This window comes from Neptunomonas sp. ABH4_499, assembly GCF_056160565.1.
The window spans coordinates 19,936-45,586 of record NZ_JBSWXK010000008.1; the positions used below are offsets into that span (position 1 = coordinate 19,936).

The 25,651-nt window shown below is 48.9% G+C and carries 24 protein-coding genes; 15 read left to right on the top strand and 9 right to left on the bottom strand.

Annotated features, from left to right (window positions below; genetic code table 11):
• The first annotated feature begins 8 nt into the window (after nt 1-8).
• Together ACXAF9_RS09825 and ACXAF9_RS09830 are read left to right on the top strand one after the other, a co-directional pair.
• Nucleotides 9-2,153, top strand: coding sequence for a VWA domain-containing protein (locus ACXAF9_RS09825; RefSeq protein WP_475073470.1), 2,145 nt, complete (start codon nt 9-11; stop codon nt 2,151-2,153).
• Nucleotides 2,147-3,889, top strand: coding sequence for a BatD family protein (locus ACXAF9_RS09830; protein ID WP_475073472.1), 1,743 nt, complete (start codon nt 2,147-2,149; stop codon nt 3,887-3,889). Before ACXAF9_RS09825 ends, ACXAF9_RS09830 begins: the two co-directional genes overlap by 7 nt.
• Here ACXAF9_RS09830 and ACXAF9_RS09835 read toward each other — a convergent pair.
• Nucleotides 3,882-4,766: an AEC family transporter gene (locus ACXAF9_RS09835; RefSeq protein ID WP_475073474.1), complete on the bottom strand. Its 885-nt coding sequence runs from the start codon at nt 4,764-4,766 to the stop codon at nt 3,882-3,884. The genes ACXAF9_RS09830 and ACXAF9_RS09835 overlap by 8 nt on opposite strands.
• A gap of 436 nt (nt 4,767-5,202) precedes the next feature.
• Here ACXAF9_RS09835 and ACXAF9_RS09840 point away from each other — a divergent pair, with 436 nt between their 5' ends.
• Nucleotides 5,203-5,376, top strand: a complete 174-nt coding sequence (locus tag ACXAF9_RS09840) for a hypothetical protein (RefSeq protein ID WP_475073477.1) — start codon at nt 5,203-5,205, stop codon at nt 5,374-5,376.
• 18 nt (nt 5,377-5,394) lie between these two features.
• Here the strand turns inward: ACXAF9_RS09840 and modC are convergent, their stop codons facing one another.
• Genes modC through modA form a run of 3 tightly spaced genes read right to left on the bottom strand, consistent with a single transcriptional unit; the run spans nt 5,395 to nt 7,823 of the window.
• Nucleotides 5,395-6,468, bottom strand: a complete 1,074-nt coding sequence (modC, locus tag ACXAF9_RS09845; RefSeq protein ID WP_475073479.1) for a molybdenum ABC transporter ATP-binding protein — start codon at nt 6,466-6,468, stop codon at nt 5,395-5,397.
• Nucleotides 6,465-7,127: a molybdate ABC transporter permease subunit gene (gene modB / locus ACXAF9_RS09850; protein WP_475073481.1), complete on the bottom strand. Its 663-nt coding sequence runs from the start codon at nt 7,125-7,127 to the stop codon at nt 6,465-6,467. Before modB ends, modC begins: the two co-directional genes overlap by 4 nt.
• A gap of 9 nt (nt 7,128-7,136) precedes the next feature.
• On the bottom strand, nt 7,137-7,823 hold the full coding sequence (modA, locus tag ACXAF9_RS09855) for a molybdate ABC transporter substrate-binding protein (protein ID WP_475073483.1): 687 nt from the start codon (nt 7,821-7,823) through the stop codon (nt 7,137-7,139).
• 304 nt (nt 7,824-8,127) lie between these two features.
• Here modA and ACXAF9_RS09860 point away from each other — a divergent pair, with 304 nt between their 5' ends.
• Together ACXAF9_RS09860 and ACXAF9_RS09865 are read left to right on the top strand one after the other, a co-directional pair.
• Nucleotides 8,128-8,556, top strand: coding sequence for an OsmC family protein (locus tag ACXAF9_RS09860; RefSeq protein WP_475073486.1), 429 nt, complete (start codon nt 8,128-8,130; stop codon nt 8,554-8,556).
• A 485-nt stretch (nt 8,557-9,041) separates the two neighbouring features.
• Complete coding sequence (locus ACXAF9_RS09865; protein ID WP_475073488.1) at nt 9,042-9,830, top strand: ComEA family DNA-binding protein; 789 nt, start codon at nt 9,042-9,044, stop codon at nt 9,828-9,830.
• Nucleotides 9,831-9,874: 44 nt separating this feature from the next.
• Here ACXAF9_RS09865 and ACXAF9_RS09870 read toward each other — a convergent pair whose 3' ends face one another.
• Nucleotides 9,875-11,002: a substrate-binding domain-containing protein gene (locus ACXAF9_RS09870; protein ID WP_475073490.1), complete on the bottom strand. Its 1,128-nt coding sequence runs from the start codon at nt 11,000-11,002 to the stop codon at nt 9,875-9,877.
• A gap of 298 nt (nt 11,003-11,300) precedes the next feature.
• Here ACXAF9_RS09870 and ACXAF9_RS09875 point away from each other — a divergent pair, with 298 nt between their 5' ends.
• From ACXAF9_RS09875 to ACXAF9_RS09885, 3 genes are all read left to right on the top strand, one after another.
• Nucleotides 11,301-12,230, top strand: a complete 930-nt coding sequence (locus ACXAF9_RS09875; protein WP_475073492.1) for a substrate-binding domain-containing protein — start codon at nt 11,301-11,303, stop codon at nt 12,228-12,230.
• Entirely contained in the window at nt 12,227-14,689 is a 2,463-nt protein-coding gene (locus ACXAF9_RS09880; RefSeq protein ID WP_475073494.1) for a putative bifunctional diguanylate cyclase/phosphodiesterase, read from the top strand. The genes ACXAF9_RS09875 and ACXAF9_RS09880 overlap by 4 nt, the downstream gene beginning before the upstream one ends.
• Before the next feature lie 165 nt (nt 14,690-14,854).
• Complete coding sequence (locus tag ACXAF9_RS09885; protein WP_475073496.1) at nt 14,855-15,295, top strand: hypothetical protein; 441 nt, start codon at nt 14,855-14,857, stop codon at nt 15,293-15,295.
• A gap of 25 nt (nt 15,296-15,320) precedes the next feature.
• Here ACXAF9_RS09885 and msrA read toward each other — a convergent pair whose 3' ends face one another.
• Nucleotides 15,321-16,292, bottom strand: coding sequence for a peptide-methionine (S)-S-oxide reductase MsrA (gene msrA, locus ACXAF9_RS09890; RefSeq protein WP_475073498.1), 972 nt, complete (start codon nt 16,290-16,292; stop codon nt 15,321-15,323).
• A gap of 350 nt (nt 16,293-16,642) precedes the next feature.
• On the opposite strand from msrA, the gene ACXAF9_RS09895 reads away from it, so the two are divergent.
• The 7 genes from ACXAF9_RS09895 to ACXAF9_RS09925 all read left to right on the top strand — a co-directional run bounded on the left by ACXAF9_RS09895 (nt 16,643) and on the right by ACXAF9_RS09925 (nt 23,497).
• Nucleotides 16,643-17,035 carry a hypothetical protein gene (locus tag ACXAF9_RS09895; RefSeq protein WP_475073500.1) on the top strand — a complete coding sequence of 131 codons (393 nt, stop codon included), beginning with the start codon at nt 16,643-16,645 and terminating at the stop codon, nt 17,033-17,035.
• A 167-nt stretch (nt 17,036-17,202) separates the two neighbouring features.
• Complete coding sequence (gene cyoA, locus ACXAF9_RS09900) at nt 17,203-18,147, top strand: ubiquinol oxidase subunit II (protein ID WP_475073504.1); 945 nt, start codon at nt 17,203-17,205, stop codon at nt 18,145-18,147.
• Between the two features lie 5 nt (nt 18,148-18,152).
• Complete coding sequence (cyoB, locus tag ACXAF9_RS09905) at nt 18,153-20,126, top strand: cytochrome o ubiquinol oxidase subunit I (protein ID WP_475073506.1); 1,974 nt, start codon at nt 18,153-18,155, stop codon at nt 20,124-20,126.
• A 2-nt stretch (nt 20,127-20,128) separates the two neighbouring features.
• Nucleotides 20,129-20,743, top strand: a complete 615-nt coding sequence (gene cyoC, locus ACXAF9_RS09910) for a cytochrome o ubiquinol oxidase subunit III (RefSeq protein ID WP_475073508.1) — start codon at nt 20,129-20,131, stop codon at nt 20,741-20,743.
• Nucleotides 20,743-21,069: a cytochrome o ubiquinol oxidase subunit IV gene (cyoD, locus tag ACXAF9_RS09915; protein WP_475073511.1), complete on the top strand. Its 327-nt coding sequence runs from the start codon at nt 20,743-20,745 to the stop codon at nt 21,067-21,069. Before cyoC ends, cyoD begins: the two co-directional genes overlap by 1 nt.
• Nucleotides 21,070-21,119: 50 nt before the next feature.
• Nucleotides 21,120-22,019, top strand: coding sequence for a heme o synthase (gene cyoE / locus ACXAF9_RS09920; protein ID WP_475073514.1), 900 nt, complete (start codon nt 21,120-21,122; stop codon nt 22,017-22,019).
• Between the two features lie 188 nt (nt 22,020-22,207).
• Complete coding sequence (locus tag ACXAF9_RS09925; RefSeq protein WP_475073517.1) at nt 22,208-23,497, top strand: aminotransferase class I/II-fold pyridoxal phosphate-dependent enzyme; 1,290 nt, start codon at nt 22,208-22,210, stop codon at nt 23,495-23,497.
• A gap of 137 nt (nt 23,498-23,634) precedes the next feature.
• Here the strand turns inward: ACXAF9_RS09925 and ACXAF9_RS09930 are convergent, their stop codons facing one another.
• From ACXAF9_RS09930 to ACXAF9_RS09940, 3 genes are all read right to left on the bottom strand, one after another.
• A complete protein-coding gene (locus ACXAF9_RS09930; RefSeq protein WP_475073520.1) occupies nt 23,635-24,351 on the bottom strand; it encodes a HupE/UreJ family protein in 717 nt (238 codons plus the stop codon).
• On the bottom strand, nt 24,311-24,712 hold the full coding sequence (locus tag ACXAF9_RS09935) for a hypothetical protein (RefSeq protein WP_475073523.1): 402 nt from the start codon (nt 24,710-24,712) through the stop codon (nt 24,311-24,313). The genes ACXAF9_RS09930 and ACXAF9_RS09935 overlap by 41 nt, the downstream gene beginning before the upstream one ends.
• A gap of 283 nt (nt 24,713-24,995) precedes the next feature.
• Complete coding sequence (locus ACXAF9_RS09940) at nt 24,996-25,607, bottom strand: superoxide dismutase (RefSeq protein WP_475073525.1); 612 nt, start codon at nt 25,605-25,607, stop codon at nt 24,996-24,998.
• Between the last annotated feature and the right edge of the window lie 44 nt (nt 25,608-25,651).

Below are 25,651 nucleotides of genomic sequence, written 5' to 3' on the forward strand. Positions count from 1 at the left end.
ATAGGCGAATGCCGGATTTTTCATCGTTTCACTTTTTAATGCCTTGGGCATTGTGGTCGATCCCTGTTTTGATGGTGCTGGGTGTGTGGGCCTTAAGCACTCGATCCAGCGCCACGCATTGGTCCAGTGTGTGTGACCCAGAATTAATGCCGTTTTTGATCGATCAAGAGACGCGTCCCTCCCATAAACGCGGGCATATGCTAGTGATCATAGGGTCTCTTTTGATGGGGATCGCCTTAGCACAACCGGTGTGGAAAAAGCAGCCTGTGCCTGCCTACAAAGAACCTGTGTCTGTGGTGATTGCGCTGGACCTGTCCGCCTCTATGTTGGCACAAGACCTTAAACCCAGCCGAATAGAGCGGGTTAAGTTTAAGCTTCGTGACCTGTTAGCCGCCATGCCAGACGCACGGGTCGGCTTGGTTGCTTACGCAGGTGATGCTTTCCCGGTGACACCGCTTACAGAAGATCACGAGACTTTACTCGCGCAGTTGCCCGCCTTAATGCCGCAGATCATGCCGGTATTGGGGAATCGTCCAGAGCGTGCAATATCAGAAGCCGTGCGTATGTTGAACCAAGCCAATGTAACGCATGGGCAGATCCTAATGATCACCGATGACTTTACCGAGCAAGACCTTACCAAGGCCAAAGCGGCGCTCGATAAACTGCCGACCACCATCTCGGTATTGGGTGTTGGCACAGCACAAGGCGCACCGATCCCCACACAGAAAGGCCATTTAGCGGATGCTTCTGGCAATACAGTGGTGGCTAAGTTGGACGTCCCCGCTTTGAAAGCGGCGGCCGCATCGGCAGGTGGTGTCTATGCGCCCTTATCGGCCAACGACAGAGACGTCGACCGGCTAGTAGCCACTTTGAATCAGCCTGCAGAGGTGGGTGTATCTAATATCAGCGACATTAAGCAGGAGAACCCGAACGAATCCACGGTGGATCAATGGATAGCGGAAGGGCCTTGGTTTGTGCTCGCTTTGCTGCCTTTGGTGTTAGGGCTGTTTCGCAAAGGGATACTGAGTGTGGTGCTGGTGGCCGGTGTGGCTATGTCGAGCTCTTTTGTTAGCACGCCAGCCGAGGCGGCTGAATCTGACAGCCAATGGAGCCAACTATGGCAAACGCCCGATCAGCAAGGCGCTCAGCTTTTTGCGGACGACCCAGCCCGTGCGGCCGAGCAGTTTGAAGACCCAAGGTGGAAACAAGCGGCGCTTTATAAGGCAGGCGATTATGAAGCGGCTTTAAAAGCCCTGCCAGACCCAGAAACAGCAAAGGATTGGTACAACCGCGGTAATGCGCTGGCTCAGTTAAAGCGCTTTGATGATGCGATTGCCGCTTACGATAAAGCATTGGCGATGAAGTCTGACTTTGACGATGCGGTAGAGAATAAACGCATTGTTGAAGAGGCCAAAAAGCAGCAAGAGCAGGATCAACGACAAGATCAGCAAGGCCAACAAGGACAGCAAGGCCAACAAGGACAGCAAGGACAGCAAGGGCAGCAAGGGCAGCAAGGGCAACAAGGGCAACAAGGTCAGCAAGGTCAGCAAGGTCAGCAAGGTCAGCAAGGTCAGCAAGGTCAGCAAGGTCAGCAAGGTCAGCAAGGTCAGCAAGGACAGCAAGGACAGCAAGGACAGCAAGGACAGCAAGGACAGCAAGGACAGCAAGGACAGCAAGGACAGCAAGGACAGCAAGGACAGCAAGGGCAACAAGGGCAACAAGGGCAACAAGGGCAACAAGGGCAACAAGGACAGCAAGGGCAACAAGGACAGCAAGGACAACAAGGACAACAAGGACAACAAGGCCAAGAGGGTCAGCAAGGCTCGGAAGCGGTCAAAGAGCAGCTGAATCGTGCCCGAAAAGATTACTCCTCCATGATGGATGAAGCCGGTGCACAGGAAGGCTCTGACGCCTCTAATGCTCAAACAGGGGGCGAAACGGCCGAGGAATCTGCCGACCAAGACAATAATGCGCAAGCTGGGCAAGTGTTAGGCGGGCGGGCCCAAGGCGAAGTGCAAGATGAAGCCGCACAAGCGAGAGCGCAGCGACTGAATACCATTGTTGATGACCCCGCAAGGTTATGGCGTCGCAAGTTTCAATATCAGTACAACAACAGTAAGCAGCCCGTTCAGGATGAGGATCAGATATGGTAAATCCTAAGAAGGTCGTCCGTTTGGTCTCCCTCAGTGTGTTCTTCAGTTGCGCATCACTGAGTTATGCCGAAGTGCCCTCCAAGGTATATCAGCAAAGCTCAACCTTGATGGTGGGCGACCCGTTTAATCTCACGATCGATTTGGATGATGCCGATGCCAATGATGTGGATCTTTCGGTATTAGAGCGAGATTTCGATGTGCTTCGCCGTGGAACGGAGTCGAACACGATCATGCAAAATGGATCCTTTGAGCGATCCAACAAAATGGTGTTATGGCTATCCGCTAAAGTGGCCGGTGATGTCACTCTGCCCGCGATACCGGTGGGTAAGGATCGAACCCAAGCACGCACGCTGTCGGTTAAGCCCTTTAACATGCCGCCCGCCTCGGAAGGCGGGCTGGAAATTGTTTCCTCTTTAAACCCCAAAGAGGCGTATATTCAACAGCCACTGATTTACCGCGCGACGGTGTTGATTGGTGTGCCCATTGCGGGCGGCCAGTTTGTAGACCCCGAAGTGCTAGAGGGTAAGGCGCTGATCGAGCCGATTGGTGATCAACGCAATTACACCCAAAGGCTCAAAGGCAAAAATGTGCAAGTGGCCGAAAAGGTGTGGCTGATTACGCCACAGCAAACGGGGCCGTTATCGATCCGTTCTGGCAGTGTCGAAGGGCAGCTTAACAGTGGCCGACGCTTTAACCTTGCGACTGAAATCTACTCCCTAGACATCAAGCCGACTCCCGAGCATCACACAGGGGCTTGGGTGCCTGCTAAATCCATGACGGCGGAGCAAACCCTCTCGAAAGGCCCTTACTCCAGCGGTGAGCCAATCACCCGAACTGTCACGCTGACGGTAACGGGTCAGAGTGAGCATGCGCTGTCGGCCCTATCGACCTTGCCGGATATTCCGGGTTTTAAGCAATATGCGGATAAACCGGTGATGGATCAGCAATACAACAGCGATTCTAACGAGTTAGTTACGCGTTTAACGCTCAAGAGCACCTTAATTCCACAAAAAGGCGGGGAGCTATCGGTTCCTAAGCTGAGTATCCCTTGGTGGAATACCAAAACGGATCAAGCCGAAACGGCCGTGATTGAGGCCCAGTCGCTCAACATTGCACAAGGTGCCCAAGCACAGATTCCAGAGAAGCCGGCAACACCAGAAACTGAGCAAGCCCCAAGCCTAGCCGTTGAACCGCCCTCTGAAAAGATTACTTCAAATACGATCAACAGCAGTGAGCCTGTAAAATCCGACGAAGTGCAGGTGACATCCGCTCAACAACATATCCCATGGTGGTGGGCTGCTCTGATCGGAGCTGGCTGTCTTGTGGGTGGTGGTGCGATTACCTATGTTGTCATGCGAAAAAGGACCTCTAACGCCAATGAGGCCGTCCAAGAGACAAAGGCACCCATTGAGCTTTCGCCTTCTCGCAAATATGTCGTGGATGCTTGCCATGCTAATGACCCAAAAGCCCTACGCGAGGCGTTATTGGCATGGGGAGCTGCGGTGGCTAAACAGACGGTGACTTTGAATGTCTTATCCGAAAAAGCGGAGCCCGAGTTAGCCCGCCAGATTCAGGGGCTACAGGCGGCGCTCTACAAATCGGGTGCCGTAGGTTTTAATGGGGATGAGTTTAAACGCAGTTTTGCCCAAAGCGCATCTGCACTCGAGCAGCAGTTAAAAAGTCGCGAGGCCACTCAAGATGGGGCGCTTTCTCAATTGAACCCCAGCTTTAACTAACCAGTATCCAAAGCAGAGAGATCATCACAAACGAGATTGGGGTTGAGATAACAATCAGCCCTGCAATCTCTTGGGTTGGCCCGCCGTATTTCTTACTCAGCATGTAACTGATCACCGCCACAGGCATCGCGCTTTGCAATAAAAGTGCGAGGGCTTGAGGGGGCGTGAGCGGGAACAGCTCAATGATACCCAGCGCAATTAAGGTGCCGATCAGCGGGCGATAGACCGCAAAGCTTAATAGGCGTGTAAACTGAGCCTTGTCGATCATGGTCAGTGATGAGATGGATTGGCCCAGCATCAATAGCATGATCGGCAGTGTAATGTTGCCCAGCATCGAGAGAGTATCTACAGCAAAATCGGGAACCGGAATGGACAGCCCCAACAAGATAATACCGAGCAAAAGGGCCATCACTGGCGCATTTTTGATCAGTTGCTTAGGTTTGTACTCACCTGACATCGCCCCGACACCCAACGTAAAGTGACTGATCTGCACCACAGATGAGATCACCACAGCCGCTGCAAGACCGGCATCACCGACCAGCGCAAACACGACAGGTATACCTAAGTTACCAGCGTTTGGGTTGACCAAAGGGGAGATGTAATAGCGTACGGGTAATCGGGCTACCCTGAGTACAAAAAAGGTAACGATCATCATCGAGATCAATACCGCTGCAGTCGCCAATATCAAACTCAGCATTTCGTCGACGGGCATTTGCATTTTTAGGACAGAGCTTAATAGCAGGCAAGGTAAGCCGATGTTTGTCACTAATTGGCCAAGGGCGGGGGAGTCTAAGTAGGTGGTTTTACGACCTAGATAGGCACCTAATCCGGCAATCAAAATGACAGGTAGAAGGGCTGATACAAACGCCTGAAACATAAAGGAAACTGCTCCGATCCCATTGAGCTTTTCAGTTAGAGAGTGCGTAGTCTGCCCTAAAATAGGCTTCGTTGCTATGCAAAAAAGCGCTGGAAAAACATGCTGCTAGGAAGGTAGTAGCGGCCATCCTTGGCTGCTGAGATGCGCTGGTAGCAAGGAAGGGGGCTTGCCCACTACATCAGGATAATAATCAAAAATCCTTATCTAGGTATGGCGCAACAAATTGAGTTATGCAAGTTGAAAAGCTTGAATACTGCTCGGTATTATTGCACTTTTAAAAAGCATCTTACCTTAAATATAATGAAAAGTGGCACTTTTTATTCCAATCCTATTAATCCAATAGGGCGTGCCGCGACCGTGAGCAATTTAGCAATGGTACAGCCGTTGCATCTTTTTCGATGACAAGTTGACAGAACCGATCAAGGAGAACGTATCGATGAAGTCAGAACCGATATCAAAACAGAACAAAGAAGAGCACAACGAAGACCACCTAGAGGAATGTGTTGACCAACACGTTGCTGCCATGAGGAAGGATTTAGTCATGCGCGGGTTTGACCTTAAAGGCGGTATCCCTTTCCACAGAACCAACCCGATTTGGCACAAGAAGTAAGTGCCCAATGATGGCGTTTTACACCAGTGAGACGCCTTTTAACATCGCCCACAGGTGGGAACCTTCCTTAATATTCAACTGGTTAACCGCACGTTGTGTCACACTCGCTAAGATGTGCATCTGTTGAGTTGTCCCACACTTGCCAAGTGTCAGCTTAAGATTGATGGATGATGCATCGGTGCCGATGACCTTGTTTACGGTGACCGGTAAGCAGTTTTGCACACTGGTATTGTCTGGGCGGGTTAACGATAAGCTGACATCACGCGAATGGATGCGCAGCCGAACAACCTGGCCTATTTCAAGTAAACAAGGTAGATAAAAAGACGCATCGCCCACCTGCACGTAACTTGCGTTGTAGGCGTCATCTAATTGCGTTACGGTGCCCTCTAATAGCGCAACCGCGTCACTTCGCTGTGCAAAGGGGAGGCGCGTATCCATCAGTACTTCGGTCAACGGCTGTTGAATAACAATCTGGCCTTTCTCGATCACTATGATGTCTGTTGCCAGTCGTTCTAACTCACTGATGTCGTGTGTGACATATAAGGTTGGGATGTTCAGCGTACTTTGAAGACGCTCTAGAAAGGGGAGTATTTCAGCTTTGTTCTGTGTGTCTAAGGCGGATAACGGCTCGTCCATTAATAGCACATCCGGGCTGGTGGCCAAGGCTCGTGCAATGGCAATGCGTTGAGTTTCACCCCCAGATAACCCCAAGGTGCTGCGTTTCAGTAGATGCTGAACCCCCATCAGTTCTGTGAGCTCGTGAATGACTTTGGGGGCTTTACCAGAGCGCTTAACGCCATAAAGGAGGTTTTGCTCGACGTTCAAATGAGCAAACAGTTGCGGTGTTTGAGCCACATAACCGATCCGCCGCTTGTGTGTAGGCGTCGTGAGGTGATCGTTTTGCCAGTCCGTGTCTCCTAGGGTGATCGTCCCTTGGCTTGGAGTAAGTCCTGCAATGGCCCGCAATAAGCTGCTTTTACCAGAACCCGAAGGCCCGTAAAGCCCTGTGATGCCCTGATCAGACACGGTGCAATCGGCTTTTAAATGAAAAGAGGGGTATTGAACATCCAAGTTCAGTGACAGTGTGGTCATTTTTGCCACCTAAGCTTACGGTCGATGAGGTTCATCGTCAGAATCAATACAAACGCCCCGATCAACATGCCTAATGAAAGTCTGTGTGCCTGCTCCCACTCAAGTGCCTCAACATGATCATAAATCGTCATAGAGAGCACGCGGGTTTCATTTGGAATATTACCGCCAATCATTATAACAAGACCAAACTCCCCCAAAGTATGGGCAAACCCGAGAACCGCGCCGGTTAAAATGCCGGCTCTGGCGAGCGGAACTCCAACGGTCATAAAGCGATCCAGTTTGCTGGCCCCAAGCGTTGCGGCCATCTCAAGCGGTGCTGCACCCATCGACTCGAACGCATTTTTGATAGGCTGCACAACAAAGGGGAGCGAATAGATCACCGAGCCCAACACAAGGCCCTCGAAGGTAAACACCAAACGCAGGTCAAAGTGCTCCAGTAAAAAGTGCCCAACGCCTGATGTGGGGGATAACAGGATCAATAGATAAAAGCCCAACACGGTAGGGGGGAGTACAAGAGGGAGGGCGACCAAGGTATTGATGATCTCTTTGTACCAGCGGTGGTTAAAAGCCAGCCAAGCCCCGAGTGGAATCCCAATGATTAACAGAATTACGGTGGTCAGCGTAGCAAGGTGTAAGGTCAGTAAAACCGTATCAAGCACATCAAAATCCTATAGCTGAGTGTCATAGCCCGAGCGTTCAATGATGGCCCGACCTTCAGGGCTTTGAACAAAGTCCAAAAACGCTTTCGCCGCTTGGTTGTCTTTACCCCGTTCTGTGATCAGTGCTTTTTGAATGATGGGGTCGTACAAATGAGAAGGCACAACCCAGATCTGATCTTTCGGTTTATCCATCACTTGAGACCGCGCAACAAAGCCCGCTTGTACGGCTCCGGTATCGGCCATCTGAAACGCTTGGGTGACGCTGTCCCCGAGCACTCTGGTCTTTGAGTAGTGAGGCCATAGTGATAAGGCCTCTAACACTTGCTGTGCGGCAAAGCCGTAGGGGGCCAGCTTTGGGTTGGCTAGACCGATGGGGTTGATGCTCAACTGCTTTAAAGCCTGTTCACCAACGGGCATGACGGTACTGTACAGCGCTAATTGTCCTTTTGCGTAGATGATGAGGCTTTCTTTGGGGGCTTGAGTGGCGGTTGTCAGTTGCTCGGCGCGAGCCGCATCAGCCGAGAAAAAAGCATCAAAGGGGGCTCCGTGGATGATCTGTGTATAGAGCTTGCCGGTGGATGAAAAACTCAGAGTAAGGCTGTGGTCAGACTGTGCTTCAAAAGCCGCTTTAAGGGCCTTGGCCGTGGCTGAAAAATTAGCAGCAACGGCAATGGTGGCCTGTTGAGCAAAAGCCATTGGTGTCCCAAATAGAGAAAGGCAAACAACGAAGAGCGAGGCAGTGCATTTTAGGCCAAATGGCATATCCAGAGATTCCCCAAAGCAGATGTCAGTCACTATATCAGTTTTGATCGTCAAAGCGCCGAAATTCTAAGGCTGGGTGCTGCGATTGGTTGATTGTTGCACAAATGCTTTCTGGTAACGCATTTACTATTAATTATTTTTATGCGTTATTAAATATATTTATGAGGTTAAATAATGAACTTAATCTCTTTTTTTGAAACAGAATTATTATGTTTCGCTAACGATGAATGAGAATTTTATGAGTATTATTAAAACCGGTTCAGCACAGTACGAAGGTTTAGGTAAGTCAGGCAAAGGATATGTTTCTACACAGTCCAGTGCTTTAGATAACCAGCCTTATGGCTTTAATACCCGCTTCGAAGATAAGCCGGGTACTAACCCAGAAGAGCTGATCGGTGCGGCACATGCCTCGTGTTTTACGATGGCGCTTTCCTTCGCCTTAGAAGGTGAGGGTTATAAGGATGGTAAGCTTTCAACCACGTGTGCGATCACTCTGGACAGAGAGGGTGACGGCTTCAAAGTATCGAAGTCAGAGCTCACGCTAGAAGCCGATGTGCCGTCCATCAGTGAAGAAGAATTTAGTAAGATTGCGAACCAAGCTAAGGACAACTGTCCTATATCGAAATTACTGGATACAGAAATTTCATTAAAATTTACACTTAAGTGAACTTTTACTGAAATAGACCGTCTTACTCATTGAAAGTAAGTTTTACCTTTCCGATAGAGCTCCTTGCCGGGTATTTTTAACCCGGCTTTTTTTTGCTCGCTTTTTATATTCGCCTTCCCCAAAGACTGTTCTGTTTTTTTATTTGATTGTTGATTTTATTGCAACTTTGATCTGAATCATATTGGCTTTGTTCGTTTTTGAGTGCTGAGTAGCCAGTTGAGCGGAATTCATTCAATGGTGCGTATATTTGTTTCTATTTGGAGTCTATTTGTACGTTGCTTAGGCATGGTGAGCATTGCGTATTTTACGCTCATCAAGGCGTGTCTATTTAATGAGCTTAAAATCAAAGGATTAGAGGTAAGTCAGGTCGAAAGCTTTGGTAGATCGATAGTTATAAACCCTAATGTTTGATGAACTCATTGCAATAGGTTTTTAACAATCGCCGTCCTACACTAGATGCGCTAAATAATAACAGGGATTTTGTCATGACCTCACCACAGAAAGCGCAATACACACTGCAGTCTCTGCCACTCATCCGTATGCAAAACGTAGGTTACCGAATCGACGGTGATCGCGTGCATCTCACGTTTGATCGCATTGAAAACAATCGCCAGCAGGCGGCGATCAGCGGTACTTTATCGATTGAGCTTTGGGCGCTACCTGAAGCGTATCAAGGCGGTTTCTTCTCGGGTACGCCACTTGCGGGCACTCAAATTGGTCAGCTTTCGGATAATTGCTACTTAGAAGCGTGTCATTATGATCTGTGCTTTGCGGAACCTGCAGCAGGGGAGTGGACCTTGTGTGCCATGCTGCGTGAGTGGAACGGAACGGCATTCGATACGCTCGATTATGTGAACTTCCCGCTTCCCTTCGTGGTGGCGGAATCTGTCGATGAGCGAAGCATGGTCAAACCCGATGGGCAGAAGGTCATTGAAGTGGACTTCTCTCGTCCAGAAAAAGAGGTTCCTGCTGCGCGTACGATGCCCGCTAAAGAGGCTGTAAAAAACAAAGCTGAGCCGCCTAAAAAAACGGCACAAGCAAAAGTGCCCGTTGTTAAAGCCCCAGCAAAACCTGCGCCTAAAAAGGTTGCAGTGGCTGTTGTGAATTTGAACACGGCTTCATTAAAAGAGGTTGAGGCGGTAAAAGGCCTTTCTAAAAAGCTGGCAAAACAGATCGTAGAAGAGCGTCCGTTTGCGTCGATTGACCGTCTCCTTAAAGTCAAAGGGATGGGGCCAAAACTGCTGGCTAAAATCAAACAACACGTTTCGCTTTAATCCGCTATCGTGATGGTGATAAAGGCTCCCTAAGGAGCCTTTTGTTATTCGATGCCAGAGTAGCGGAAGGCCTCTCGGGTGAGTGCATCAATTTGATCGTCGCTTAATTGATCATCAATAACGCGGATGCGACCAAGGTAAACCTGAGGAATTTCGGCTTCGCGTTTTAACAAGGTGTATTTAATGGCTTCGGCGGTTGCGACGCCGACATCATCACTCATCCTCATTGGCGTAGCATTGAGCGAGCCTTCTTTGATTTTCTGAGTTTCAATCGCAGTCCCCCCCCAACCGGTCACATAAAGCTTGTCGGTTTGGCCGGTCTCTTCAAGGTATTCGATGGCCCCTATGGTCATCGCGGTGTTGGCGTTGTGCAGCACCTGAACCTCGGGGAAGTTCTTCAAGATAAGCTCGACGCCGTCACGTCCACCGCGGGGTTGGTATTGGCCAAAGTGTTCATACAGATTTATCCAGTACGCGTTTTCTTGGACACACTGGTTGAACTCGCCAGAGCGTTGATCGTCGGTAATACCAGGTATCCCTCGGTTCATGGCAAAGAACACGTCTTCGCCAAGGCGTTTGGTCATAAATTCGCACAGCGCTTTCGCACCGACGGAGCTCGAAAAATCAAACCAAGCATCAGGGCGGTGCGCCCAGCTTTTCATCGGTGTGTGAAAAGCCCAAATATAGGTTTCAAATTGATCCGATGCCGAAAGGCGTTGAATATTTTCAGCCTGTACTTGGAGCTCCGATGGGCCAAAAACAACAAAGTCGAATTGATCGGCGCGCTCAAGCACTTCATCCGTGTAACGGGTCTGAAGTGAGTGCTCGATCTGCTTAGAGCTAAACTCTTCAACTTCAAACGGGATATTTAAATCCTTTAAACGGCCGGTCATGGCTTTAAAGTTTCGTATCCAAAAGTCAGATACGTCTGCACTTGGATAGATCAGGGCGATTTTAACCGGAGCATGCAAGGTTAAATCGGACGGTGCGGCTTCGCTGCTGACGGTGTTTTGAAACGACGAAACGGTGGCAGGGTCGTTTACCTGTTCCGGCTGCCAGTAGTCACTATTATTCGCGTCCGTTTGGGCGGTGGCATCTGGAGTGGTTGCGCCTACTGCATGAAACGTGATCAGTGCGCCAAAAAAAAAGACACACTTTTTCAATAACGGCATTATTCTTTCCTATAATGTCTACTATTCATTGGGCGAAGTGTAGTCCAAACCTATGGAGACAGCCAGATAAGGGATTATGCGTTTTTATTTGGAAAGATAATTTAATAATATTGTGACTAAATTGAGACACTATTTTTATGCTCCCTTGCTTTCTCTGTGTGTATTTCTTTTTTTACTGCAGAGTAAAAATGCTCAAGCCCAACTGACTTTTGAGCGAGCTAAAGAAGCGGTTGAGAGAGCCATTCGCGTCGACCCGGTTTGGAGGGGGCCTACCACAGGACCCAAAGCGGCTTCTGGGATGAACATCATCTACATCGCCTCGGATTTACGTAACGGCGGTGTGAACGGTGTTGCCAAAGGAATGACCGAGGCCGTTACTCATCTGGATTGGAATCTGCGCTTACTTGATGGCGGTGGTTCTGAAACGCGCCAAGCCGCTGCTTTAAATCGTGCCATTAGCTTTAGACCTGATGGTATTGTACTGGGCGGGATTGATGCGTACCGCCATAAGGAAACTTTGCAGGCGGCAAAGCAACTGGGCATTAAAGTCATTGGGTGGCACTCGACCAATGACCCTGCGGGTGATAAAGAGTTGGGGCTTTTCACCAACATTACGACCGATGCGAAATCGGTGGGTGAAATTGCAGCCCAGTTAGCCATTGTTGAATCCGACCGCACGGCTCGAGTGGTTATCTTTACTGACCCCAATTACAGCATCGCGATGCTAAAGGCCAATAGCATGGCGGAACAGATCTCAGATTGTTCTGGCTGCAAACTGCTGTCTATTGAACATGTCTCACTGGATAAAACATCCGACTTGATGCCCGATGTGGTTGGGCGTCTTTTGAATGAATTCCCGGAGGGTATCACACACTTTCTTGTTATTAATGATCTCTACATCGATTACGCGACGCCATCCCTTCAGGCATCAGGACTTACTGAGAGTCAGCTTCCCCACAGTATTTCGGCTGGGGATGGCAGCATGGCGGCTTATAAGCGAATCGAACAAGGTAAGTTTCAGCGTGCAACCGTGCCAGAGCCTTTATTCTTACAGGGGTGGCAGATCATAGATGAGTTTAATCGCGCCTTTCATGGCTTGCCTTCTAGTGGTTTTAATCCGGCGGTACATCTGATTACCGATTCCAACATGGGCGAAATTGATCGCTACAGCGGCGTCTATGAGCCAAAAAACGGCTATCGTGATGCGTATCTGGAGATTTGGAAATGAAATCGCGAGTGCTTAATTTAAGTGCTCGTTTAGCGGGCACGGTTCTGGTTCTGTTGACCATCTTTGGTGTAGGGGTCAGTTTGGTTATCCAATCTTTACTGTCGGTCGAGCAGATCCTTGAACAAGAGTCGATCGAGCACATCGACTCACTCACGGTCAACTCGGTGGTAAGCCGAGAGATCTTTGATCTGTCCTCCCGTGTGCGCTTGCTTGAGCAGACGTTCCTGTATAACGAGTCGGTGTTATCGGAAGAGGGCTTTAACATCGATGAGCAATTGCAAAGAGTACGTGCACTCTCGGATGATGAGCAGTTTGTGGTGCAGATGGATCTCTTTATACAGGACTTCCATCGTTTTTTGGGTAATTCGTTAACCCTGAACCGTATTCTTCAAGAGATCACCCAAATTGATGCCCGTTTAGAATCCCAGATAGACCAACTGGATTACTTAGTCGCAGCCTACACGGTTGAAAAGATCTTAAAAGACAACGACTTGCAGATCGGTGATCATGTGGATTTGATGAACATGCTGCGTGAAACCTATCTCAGTACCGGTAAAATGGTTGGGTCGGTGCGCAGTCGTATTACCCCGGACACGGAAACCGTCGTCATTATTCAGGTCTTGAAAGAGCTGGATATCTTCCGCATGCACCTCACTAACTTGGAAGCTTTTAACCCTGAGATTTTAGCGGCTAAAAAAGCCCTAAGCCGTACTTTGGCACGCTACACCGCGGCCCTTAGAAAAATGCGTGCCAACTTGGATCAGCGATGGTTGGTGATGAATGCTTTGGTGGGTTCCCAAAACGAGTTGATTTCTTACGTAGAACGGACCGAAGCCAATGTGCACGACAGCGCCGTGTCTCTTAAAGGGCGGCTTGGTGAGGATTTGTCCAACATGCGTATCAAGGTCGTAGCGGTTGGCTTATTTGCGATTGTGGTGGGCATTATCTTGGTCATTCACATGGTCCGCCGACACATCCGCGAACCGCTGAATGCGCTGACCGAGGGCTTCAAGCAGCTAGAATCCAGCGAGTTTAATCAGCGGGTGAATCTGAAGCGTCAAGACGAGTGGGGAACGATCGAATCCGCCTTCAACAAGATGGCGTCTCGCCTAGAGCAAACCTACATTGAGCTGAATAACGAGAAATCGAAATTTAACTACCTTGCCCATCATGACCCTCTGACCGGGATGGGGAATCGATTATTTGTTCAGCAGGCGCTGGACAAAGTGATCAGTGACAGCGACCAAGACAGCCCGTTTACCATGCTGTACCTAGATGTTGATCAATTTAAAAACATCAATGACTCTCTGGGTCATGATGCTGGAGACGAGTTGCTGCGTGGTGTATCAGAGCGCCTTAAATCATTGATCGGTGCCAAGGGCAAAGTAGCCCGTTTAGGTGGTGATGAGTTTATGGTGATCGGTGACGGGGTGCCTGATCTTCAAGGGGCGGCCAATTTGGCCAGATCGATCAACGAGATCCTTCGCAAACCTTTCATTATTGCAGGTGAGCCGATTTTTGTGACCAGCAGCATCGGCGTGTGTCGTTATCCTGATCACGGTATTGACCCTGCGACCTTGATTCGTAATGCCGATACCGCCATGTATCACGCTAAACGCCAAGGTCGGGATCAGTATTGTATCTATAAAGATTCCATGACCCACGAAGCGCATGACCTGATATACAAAAGCGCAGGCATCCGTCGTGCGTTGGAAAACGACGAGTTTTTGCTGGTCTATCAGCCTCAATTTGAGCTTAACACTGGCAAGGTGATTGGGGCCGAAGCTTTGATCCGTTGGGACAACCCGGAGCTTGGTCTGCTCTCCCCAGGGGCCTTCTTAGGGATCGCCGAACAGACAGGGCTTATTGTCGATTTGGATAACTGGGTATTGGCGCGTGTCTTTAAAGAGATGTGTCAGTGGCAAAAAATGGGCATCGCATTTGAAGGGCTGACGTTCTCGGTCAATTTCTCGGGTAGGAAGTTCTTCTCCCAAGGGCTTAAAGCCGAACTTAGTGAGATCATCGAAAGTAATCCTAGTCTTGCGCACCACATCACGCTCGAAATTACAGAGCGGGACATGATGACCAATCTGGATCGCTGCCGTGAATCGATCGAGCAGATCAAAACGTTAGGTTTCAAAGTGTCGATTGATGATTTTGGAACGGGGTATTCTTCTCTGTCTTCTCTTAAGCACTTACCGGCGGACACCCTTAAGTTGGATCGCAGTTTTATCATTGATATCGATGATGGTAACACCGATATGGCGATTGTGAGATCGGTACTGTCCATTGCGGATGAGTTAGGCATGGATGTGGTGGCCGAGGGTGTGGAAACCCATGCCCAGCTCGAATGCTTAAAAGTGATAGAGTGTGGTTATGCGCAAGGGTATTACCTTTCGTACCCCATCTCTAAGCTTGAATGGGAGCGTCGTCTGCTTGGATTGCAGCAGGCGAGTTAGTTTTTGCTAATAGTTTCTATTTGCAAATGATTCTCAATTGTGTATAGTTTCTCCGTGTGCGAGTGATGTTTTAGAGGGTTGTGGGTCCGGCTTTATTCGTCATCGGCCATGGCTGGATACCATGGCTTCGCACACATTGATTTAACGTCATGGGCGGAGGAACGTATGGGATTTTTATGTGCACATCATCGTCATTCTATCGAAGAGCAAGATGAGCAAACTTTAATCAAAACCTGGTTTCAGTGGATGGAGCAGGCGGAATCTCATTATTTCCACAGAGATTGGCAGCAAGCGTTACCGTTAATGGGTGGGGCGTTTGACTTGGCAACCATTCTTATTAAGCGCCTTGATGATGAGACGATGGTGAATACCATGCTGTGCTTGTCTGCGATTTTCTCATCCAATGTGCTGCATCACATGCAACGAGAAGAGGAAGCCGACCGGGTGATCCTGTATACCCAAGCACTGTTAGCCGAGCAGCCTGTTCCTGAAGTTAAAGAGCTTACGCATGTTGTCGCGGATGAAGACTGCCATGGCACTTTTGTTCAGCACCACCTTAATGTCAGCCTTCATCAACGTCATTACCAAAGCCCCGTTTTACACTGAACCTTACGTGCTAAGCCACATCGGCTTATTGCTTTAAGCGCTCTTTGAAGGCGTCTTTAAATTTTTGCACTTTCGGCGCTATTACTACTTGGCAATACCCCGCATCAGGGTGGTCATTAAAGTAGTTTTGATGCTCAATTTCCGCTTTGTAGAACGCATCAAATTCAGCCACTTCTGTAACGATTTTCTGATCAAACGTTGGCTGCATCTCTTCAATAACCGCTTTGGCTTCGCTGGCTTGTTGATCGTTATGCGTCAGAATGATGCTGCGGTATTGAGTGCCGCGATCGGCCCCTTGCTGATTTAAGGTCGTCGGATCATGACTCTGCAGGTGTAAACGCAAAAGATCGCTGTAGCTGATTTTGGCTGGGTTATAAGTGATCTGTACAACTTCGGCGTGGCCTGTTGTTCCTGTACAGACCTCCCGATAAGTAGGGTTTCGCACTTGACCTGCGCTGTAACCACTTTCGATTCTGATGACACCTTCAACGTTCTGGAAGATGGCTTCAGTGCACCAAAAGCAGCCCCCGCCAAAAGTAGCTTTATCTTCAACCCGTGCTGCTTTCACCATCGCTGCAGCATTGATGCAGTAACGTAAACCACTTGGGGCTGGCCCATCGGGGAACACATGGCCTAAGTGACCGCCGCAGGTATTGCAGGTCGCTTCGATTCGAACCATGCCATGAGATTCATCTTTGTGATAAGCCACAGCATTTGGGCGATAGGGCTGAACAAACGATGGCCAACCGGACCCTGATTCAAACTTTTCGTTCGAATCAAACAGTAGGGTATGGCAACCTGCGCACTCGTAAAGACCCGGCTCAAACACACTGCACATCTCCGAGCTAAAGGCGCGTTCTGTGCCTTGCTCGCGAAGCACGTAGTAGGCCTCTGGGCTCAGTTCATTGCGCCATTCTTCTTCGGTTTTGATAACTCGATGGTCAGGCTCCGGGTTGCCTTGCGTTGCAAAGCGCTTGATGTCTAGCCATTTCAACATGATGATCACTCTTGCTGATAACTCGGTAACTACTTATATAAGGTACACGCTTGTGCGCTGTGTCGATGCTATTAAATAGAAGCCTGTCCTATTTTTCCATCAACGCTGAGTTGAAAAGCCGCAATTAATGGTATTCGGGCAGATTGCAGCTATGCTCATACTTAAGTTGCAATAGGATGACATTGGCTAATAGTAGGGGCTGAAAATCGAAAGGTTGTCGCGTAGAATAAAGGGGTATTACGTTTTTGGGCTTGTAAGGTTCCAAAAATCTGTTAATGTTGGCGCGATTAATAACTATTGATCTGTATCAGGTTTATTAGATCTCCCTGATATAGGCATGAACCGGAACTATGCTGGATACTAAGACGACCCTAATCAACTCAGATATGGTCTTCGGGCGGGTTTTATGCCGCTCGCGTCTTATGCGTGCTCACAATATCGGTTTTTTCACCACACTGCTTCTTTTAACTTACTATGTGTTTCATCTTTGTGGTGTTTTGCATGAGCCGACTGGGTTGGTTGTTAAGTTCATTGAAGATCTAGGTCTCTTCTTTTCTTGCCTCATCGTATTCCTTCTCAACGTTTTCTTGTTGTGCCGTTGGTTCTTGCTGACTAAAGAAGATCAGCCACAAGCAAGCATCGTCAACATTATTCAGGAACGTTGGTTACCTGCTCCGCTAAAAGCGTTTCAGGAAACGATTTCAGCGGCGCACGGAAGCCGCGCTCCACCTTATTCGGCTTAAGGAAGTCGTCTAATCCTTTTCATCTTTAGCTCCCGCTATTGCTGACTTCAGCAAAGGGTGATGAGGGCTATATGACTTCTGAACCGATAGCCGGCTTTGCCGGAATCATGCGGTTATCTCCTTTGGGGTAACTTCTACTGAAAAACCTGGGTTAGAGGATAAAACCTTTGTTAACTCGTATCATTAGCTCCGTCGTTCTGGCGTTCTCTTTGGTCCTACTTTCGGGCTGTAAGGGTGGCGTCTTAGATCCAAAAGGACAGGTCGGTGTTGAAGAGAAGCAATTAATCATTTTTGCGACTCTGATCATGCTGCTTGTCGTTATTCCCGTGATCGTGATGACTCTGTATTTCGCTTGGAAATACCGTGAAGGTCGCGACCATGAGATCTATGACCCTAAATGGGCTCACTCTACTAAGATTGAAGCCATCGTTTGGGGTATCCCAATCCTGATCATCATTGTTTTGGGCTGGAAAACTTGGGTAACTACTCACTCATTGGACCCTTACAAGCCGCTGGATCACGATCGTGACCCAATCACGGTTGAAGTGGTTTCTCTGAACTGGAAGTGGTTGTTCATCTACCCAGAGCAAGGTATCGCAACCGTAAACGAGCTGGCGTTCCCGAAAGATGTACCTATCGAGTTCCGCATCACAGCTCAAACGACAATGAACTCTTTCTTCATTCCTCAGTTGGGTAGCCAAATCTACTCAATGGCGGGCATGGAAACGAAGCTTCACTTGATCGCAAACGAAGCGGGCGTCTTTGACGGCTTCTCTGCGAACTACAGTGGCGAAGGTTTCTCTGGCATGAAGTTCAAAGCGACAGCAACTGAAACAGATGCCGAGTTCGAAGCGTGGGTGGCTAAAGTTAAGCAGTCTCCAAAAGCGCTGAACACTGAAACCTACGAAGAGCTGAAAGAACCGACTGAGTTCCATCCGGTTGAGTACTACGGCCAGGTTAAATCTGACATGTTCTACGACATTATTATGCAGTACATGAAGGATCACGGCGCAGTCGACTACTACGAGAAGCCGGATAATGCGGTAGAAGGCGATACTAATCGTCCATCGCGGGTAGAAAGTTCTGAACATCAGCCTGCGACTCAGGAGTAATCACTATGTTTGGTAAATTAACACTCGACGCGGTGCCGCTGCACGAGCCGATCATTGTGGTCACGCTCTCGGTTGTCGCTGTCTTGGGTCTGGTATTAGCAGGCCTGATCACCAAATACAAAAAATGGGGTGTTTTGTGGCATGACTGGATCACGTCCGTAGACCACAAACGCCTTGGTATCATGTACATCATCCTTGCATTCGTCATGCTGATCCGTGGTTTCGCGGACGCCCTGATGATGCGTAGCCAGTTGGCCCTTGCGACCAACGGTGCTGAAGGTTACTTGCCACCGGATCACTACGACCAGATCTTCACCGCTCACGGTGTGATCATGATCATCTTTATGGCGATGCCATTTATGATCGGTCTGATGAACATCATTCTGCCTCTGCAGATTGGTGCTCGTGACGTGGCATTCCCATTCCTGAACAACTTAAGCTTCTGGCTAGCTGTGTCTGGTGCGGTTCTTATCAACCTGTCTCTGGGTGTAGGTGAGTTCGCGAAGACTGGCTGGGTGGCGTATCCGCCATTGTCAGGTCTTGAGTTCAGTCCAGGGGTTGGTGTTGACTACTATATCTGGGCTCTCCAGATATCAGGTATTGGTACCACATTGACCGGTGTGAACTTCTTGGTAACGGTTATCAAAATGCGTGCCCCTGGCATGAAACTGATGCAGATGCCAATCTTCACTTGGACATGTACTTGGGCCAACATCCTGATCGTTGCGTCGTTCCCAATCCTGACAGCGGCTCTGGCCATGCTGACACTTGACCGTTACTTAGACTTCCACTTCTTCACGAACGATGGTGGTGGTAACGCGATGATGTACATCAACCTGTTCTGGGCGTGGGGTCACCCTGAAGTATACATCCTGGTATTGCCAGCGTTTGGTATCTTCTCGGAGATCGTATCGACCTTCACAGGTAAGCGTCTATTCGGCTACAAGTCGATGGTTTATGCCTCAGGCTCGATTGCGATCCTTGGTTTCATCGTATGGTTGCACCACTTCTTTACGATGGGCTCAGGCGCAAGCGTAAACGCCTTCTTCGGTATCATGACCATGATCATCGCGGTACCAACGGGTGTAAAACTGTTCAACTGGTTGTTCACTCTGTACCGTGGCCGTCTGCGTCTGGAAGTTCCTATGTACTGGACTCTGGGCTTCATGGTGACCTTCTCTATCGGTGGTATGACAGGCGTTCTGCTGGCTGTTCCTGGTGCTGACTTTGTACTGCACAACAGCTTGTTCTTGATCGCTCACTTTCACAACACCATCATCGGTGGTGCGGTATTTGGTTACTTGGCTGGTTTCGTGTTCTGGTTCCCGAAAGCAATGGGCTTCAAGTTGGATCCAAAATGGGGCAAAGCGTCTTTCTGGTGCTGGCAGATCGGTTTCTTCCTAGCGTTCATGCCACTTTACGTGCTGGGCTTCCTAGGTATGACTCGTCGTATCAACCACACGGATAACCCAGACTGGAACATCTGGCTGTACATCGCTATGGCGGGTGCAATCGTGATTCTGGTAGGTATCCTGTGTCAGTTCATCCAGCTGTTCGTAAGCTTCATGAAGCGCGATGAGTTGGCTGATACTACTGGTGACCCTTGGAATGGCCATACTCTTGAGTGGTCTACTGCGTCTCCACCTCAGTTCTACAACTTCGCTAAAATGCCAGTAATCCGTGACATCGACACCTTTACTGACATGAAAGAGCGCGGTGAAGCGTACCAGCGTCAAGCATCTTACGAGCCAATCCACATGCCGAAGAACACTTCTGCAGGCGTGATCATGGGTGCTCTGCTGACCGTATTTGGTTTCGCTGCAATCTGGCACATCTGGTGGCTGGCGGCTGCAAGCTTAGTCGGTACTGTTGTAGCACTGGTTGTTCGTGCTTACGACACTGACGTGGACTACTACGTTCAGCCTGACGAAGTTGCTCGCATCGAGAATGCACATCTGGATAGCGTTGCAAAGGGGTAACAATGAGTACAACACATATGACTGCGCATGATGATCATCATGCACACGACGAACACCACGATACCGGTCGTAATACGATTCTAGGTTTCTGGTTGTACCTGATGACCGACTGCATCATCTTCGCGTCGTTCTTTGCGACGTATGCTGTGCTCTTTATGAACACAGCCGGTGGTGTATCGGGTAAAGATATCTTCGAACTTGATTTCGTAGCGTATGAAACCGCTGCTCTCTTGTTCAGTAGTATCACGTACGGCTTTGCGTTGATCTGCGCTCACAAAAAGGACCGTAAAGGCACTTTGACGTGGTTAGCAGTAACCTTCGTATTGGGTGCGCTCTTCATCGCGATGGAAATCTATGAATTCCATCACCTGATTGTTCACGGTAACGGTCCAGGGGAAAGTGCATTCCTGACTGCCTTCTTCTCGTTGGTTGGTCTTCACGGTCTGCACGTAACATCCGGTCTAATCTGGATGGCTCTGATGATGTTTGAAGTGAGCAAACGTGGTCTGGGTGACCGCACAGTGACTCGTCTGGGTTGCCTGAGCTTGTTCTGGCACTTCTTGGACATTGTTTGGATCTGTGTATTCACCGTTGTTTATCTGATGGGGGCTATGTAATGAGCAATCATTCTCATGAAGAACACGGTCACGGTTCAGTTAAAGACTACTTGATTGGTTTCGTCCTCTCAGTTTTTCTGACGGCGATCCCTTTCTGGGCAGTGATGACCGAAGCGTTCGATAAGCCGACGACGGTAGCCGTTATTCTGGTAATGGCAATTGTTCAGATCATCGTACACTTGAAGTACTTCTTGCATCTGACCTTCACTACCGAAGACGGTCGCATGGATACATTGTCTTTCATCTTCACGGCGCTGGTTATCGTGATGGTTGTAGGCCTGTCGGTCTGGATCATCTACGAAGCTAACGCAATGATGATGTACTAAAGAGACGCGCGGCCCGGTGGATTCCACTGGGCCGCACTGGAGTGAGCAACATGTTGAGTAAGTCGGTTCAGAAATATGTAAAAGCCACAAAGCCCGGCATTATTATGGGGAATTTAGTCTCCGTAGCCGGTGGTTTTTTCATGGCCGCGCAAGGTGATATCAACTGGGCGCTGTTTTTTACGACAGTGTTGGGTTTGTCCTTGGTAGTGGCATCCGGTTGTGCAGTGAATAACTTCATTGACCGAGATATTGATGCCAAAATGCAGCGTACGCGTAACCGTGTAACCGTAACCGGAGCCGTTTCTGGCCAAGCCGCTTTGTTGCTTGGTTTGGCGCTTGGGGTTGCTGGTTTTGCGCTGTTGATTGTGATGACCAATTGGGTAGCTGTCGGTTTTGCGGCGCTTGGCTATGTCGTGTATGTAGGTATCTACAGCCTCTACATGAAACGTCATTCCGTATACGGCACCTTGGTGGGCAGTTTGTCGGGTGCGGTACCGCCTGTTGTAGGGTATTGCGCTGTAACCGGTCAGTTTGATTCAGCGGCAGCGATCCTGCTGTTGATGTTCTGTATCTGGCAAATGCCACATTCATACGCGATTGCTATCTTTCGTTTTAAAGATTATGAAGCAGCCGGTATCCCTGTGTTGCCCGTTGCAGAAGGTCTTTCGAAAGCGAAACGCCACATCGTTTTGTACATTGCTGTCTTTGGTTTAACGACATTGCTGTTACCTATCTCAGGTTACACGGGTGTTGGTTTCCTATTAGTCGCGTGTGCAACCAGCCTGTGGTGGCTGGCAATGGCAGTCAGTGGTTACCGTTTGGACATTGATATCAACCGTTGGGCAAAGCAGGTTTTCATCTTCTCAATCATTACCATTACTGCGCTAAGCGTGACAATGGCATTGGATTTTAAGTTGGGTGAGCCTCAGCTGATTGCTTTCGTTAACTAATCGATCACTCCCGTAAAAAGCCGACCATTGAGTCGGCTTTTTTGTTTCTGTCGCTTTTATCCGTCATTAACGACAAGTGTCTTCGTTTTTTATCAGACAGTGGTATCATGAACACTTGTGTTTTACACGGCACCTTACAGGACTGTTTTTAGGTTTCCGATTAACGATGGCTAGGAAGGCGATCTTCGATGAGCTCCTCTTTATCTTCTCATCCTGAACAACCCCAACCCAATGATGATGTTGGCACTCCCACACGCGAAGAGATCATTGCTGGTTTTGCTCAGTATCCCTATCCAAAGGTACCTTTAACGCCTTTGTTGTCTGGGCGTGGTTATACACTTAAAACGTCGAGCCTTAAGCAAGAGCCCTCCATCTTACAAAATCCTCATCTTCGCTGGGTTACAAGCGGGCGTGCCGCTATTGCTTTGGCGTTAGAGCAGGTTGGCGTGCAAAAAGGTGACGAGGTTTTGATACCGGCCTATCACTGCGAATCCATGATCTCGCCGACGTTATGGCGTGATGCGACCCCGGTATTCTTTAAAATTACCCGTGATGCGTCGGTCGATTTTGAGGATCTTGCCGCTAAACGCACTGACAACACAAAAGCTGTTTTGATTACGCACTATTTCGGGGTGATGCAAAACATTAAGCCAATTCGAGACTGGTGTGATCAGCACAATCTCATTTTGATCGAAGACTGTGCTCATGCGTTTTTGGGAGGCAACTCGGATGCCGTCGTTGGAACGGTAGGGGATTACGCCATTGCCAGCAGCATGAAGTTTTTCCCTAATTTGGATGGCGGTATTCTGGCCAGTGCTCAGCATGATTTATCGGCCATCTCCTTGGAAGGCGTGGGCCGAGCGTTCGAGCTTAAAAGCGCGATCAATTTGGTCGAGAAAGCGGTTCATTACCGTCGCTTGGGGCTTGTAGGGAAGGGCCTTAAGTTGGCTATTCAGCTTAAGGAAGCGCTTTGGAAATGCGCTAAGCGTTGCATGGGGGCGGAGCGCCAACAAAGCTTTAAAGCGCCAGCCTCGTCAGAGGGCGGGTTTGGTTTAGACAGCGCTTGGATTCACAAGTCGATGTCTAAAGCCTCTAAATGGGTGATTTCGCATGCTAAGCAACAACAGTTGTGTGATGCGAGACGACAAAACTATCAAATACTTCATGATCGGTTATCTCAACTGCCGGGCGCTAGACCGCTCTATAACACCTTGCCAGAGGGGGCGATTCCTCTGGTCTATCCACTGTATGTGGAGTCACTGCAGAGCGTGTTTCATGAACTCAAAATGGCTGGGGTGCCGATTTGGCGTTTTGGTGAATTGTTAGACCTTTCGATTAACGAAGATGTGTGTGCGCACAGTGTGGACTTATCGGCCCATCTGATCCAGTTTCCTTGCCACCAGGCGCTGACCTTACAAGAGATTAACTGGATGCTGAACGAGATTGAGCAAGCCTTCCATAGGCAGGCTCAATCTTAGGGTCAGCTCGTTGGGTTTTCTGTGACACGCTGCTTTGCGTAATACCTAAGCCACAGAGCGAGCACAGCTATCAGTGCTAGATACTCCAAAATCCAAAAAAGCGGTGTTGCTGTAGCAAATGCCTCTATAGGGAGTGTTCAGCCTAAGGCTCGTTCGATCAGCCACATAAGCCCTGATAGCAAGATGAGCATGCCAGTTACTTTGGATAGGCTATCAAAGGCGCTAAGACGCACCGTTGCTTTAATTAAAGGCAATGCAATGCACGCAATGATGATCTGAATTGCCTCTATGCCAAGGTTGAAACTCAGCAAAGCGGTGATTAACTGAGCGCCTTTAAGCGACATTTCGGTAAAGACCTCAGAAAAGGCCATTCCATGTATCACACCAAAAAACAGAGCTAGGAAACATTCAAACTTAAGGGCAATCCGTTGCTGTTTTTTCAAAAGGGAGCCACCCGTCACGATTAGCGTTGCTGCAACGGCGATCTCTATCCAGTTGACAGGCAGTGACACCATACCCAATACGGTGGCGGCAAAGCTGATGGAGTGTCCTAGGCTAAAGGCCGTGATGATGCTGATGCTCTCGAGCCACAGTGGGCGGCTTGCCTTTTGATGTGAGGCCCTTTTAATACAGAGCCACAATAAACCCACTAAGAACGCAAGATGGTCCAAGCCATTCAGAATGTGATGCGCCCCCATGATAGAGAGTGTGCTGAGTCCTCGAAGCGAGGAGGGCGAGTGCTCCAATGTGACCGTTGTGTGTTGGTAGCGAATAACGTCCACAAGGGTGGGGTGATCGGCAAAAATAGCTTGGTCAAAATCCTGCATTAACCATACGTAGGTTTTGTGGTTCATCACCCTGCTTGATGCCATCGTAGTTGAGCGTCAGAGGCCAATCGGTTGGTGTCGTATCTGCCGAAAAACAAAGTTGATAGATCCGATCGCGATTACCGTCTTCATCCATTCGGCTGGTGATGGGCAGCACGTTCAGTGTGAGTGGCTTACCCTGGTTTGTCGTCACCGATAAGTGTGGATGCACATAATCCAACAATGCATCGTTAGGAATGATATCCCATCGGCTCAGTTGTGGTGCAGCCATTTTTAACTCGTAATCGGGCAGTTCGATGCGCAGTTCGATGGAATCGGCATGATAGATCAAATGCACGCCGCTGGTAAAAAGTGCAAATACAGTGGTTGTGCGCAAACGTCCAAGCATAAGAGCCCTCCTTGAAGGCCGTAGGTAAATGAGACTCGTTATCATATTTGTGTAAGTGTATTGTCTTACTGCGCAGGGCTTAATGGGCTTTACTCAACTTTACGCAGCATCAAAAAAACGGCTTGTTTGTTAAGAAATGTTAAGCGGGTTGGGCTCAATAAGCCTAAGAAGGGAGAGTTCTTGATGTAAGAAAAAGAGGTAAATAAAAGAGGGCGCAGCAGAATAGAAGAAGGCGATAAAGAATGTTAAAAGCGGGGTGTTTAACCCCCGCAAAGTATAAGGCTTAAGCCGATACGGCTTCTTGGTACTTAGCTTCTACCGCAGACCAATCAACGACGTTCCACCAAGCATCAATGTACTCGGGACGACGGTTCTGATAACTAATGTAGTAAGCGTGCTCCCACACATCCAGCGCGAGAATTGGAGTGCCTTTTACATCGGCTACATCCATTAATGGGTTGTCTTGGTTGCTGGTGGAGGCGATCTTTAAAGCGCCATCAGCAACGACTAACCAAGCAAAACCAGAGCCGAAGGTGTTGATTGCAGCTTGGGCAAACTCTTCTTTAAACGCCTCGAAGTTACCAAACGTCTTCTCAATTTCTTTAGCAACCGTACCTACGGGCTCTCCACCACCGTTGGGTGACATGCATTCCCAGTAAACAATGTGGTTGTAGTAGCCGCCGCCGTTATTGCGTACCGCTTTAGACTGTGAGGAGATCCCAGAAAAAATGGTTTCCAGTGATTGGTTTTCAAGGTCGCTGCCTTTAATGGCGGCCATGAATTTATCGTAATAGGTTTTGTGGTGTTTGCTGTAATGCACTTCCATTGTTTTAGCATCAATGTACGGCTCTAATGCATTGTACTCGTATGGCAGTGCTGGAAATTGATGGGACATCTGGCTCTCCTTCTGGCTTGTCAATGTCGTTGTCTAATTTCATA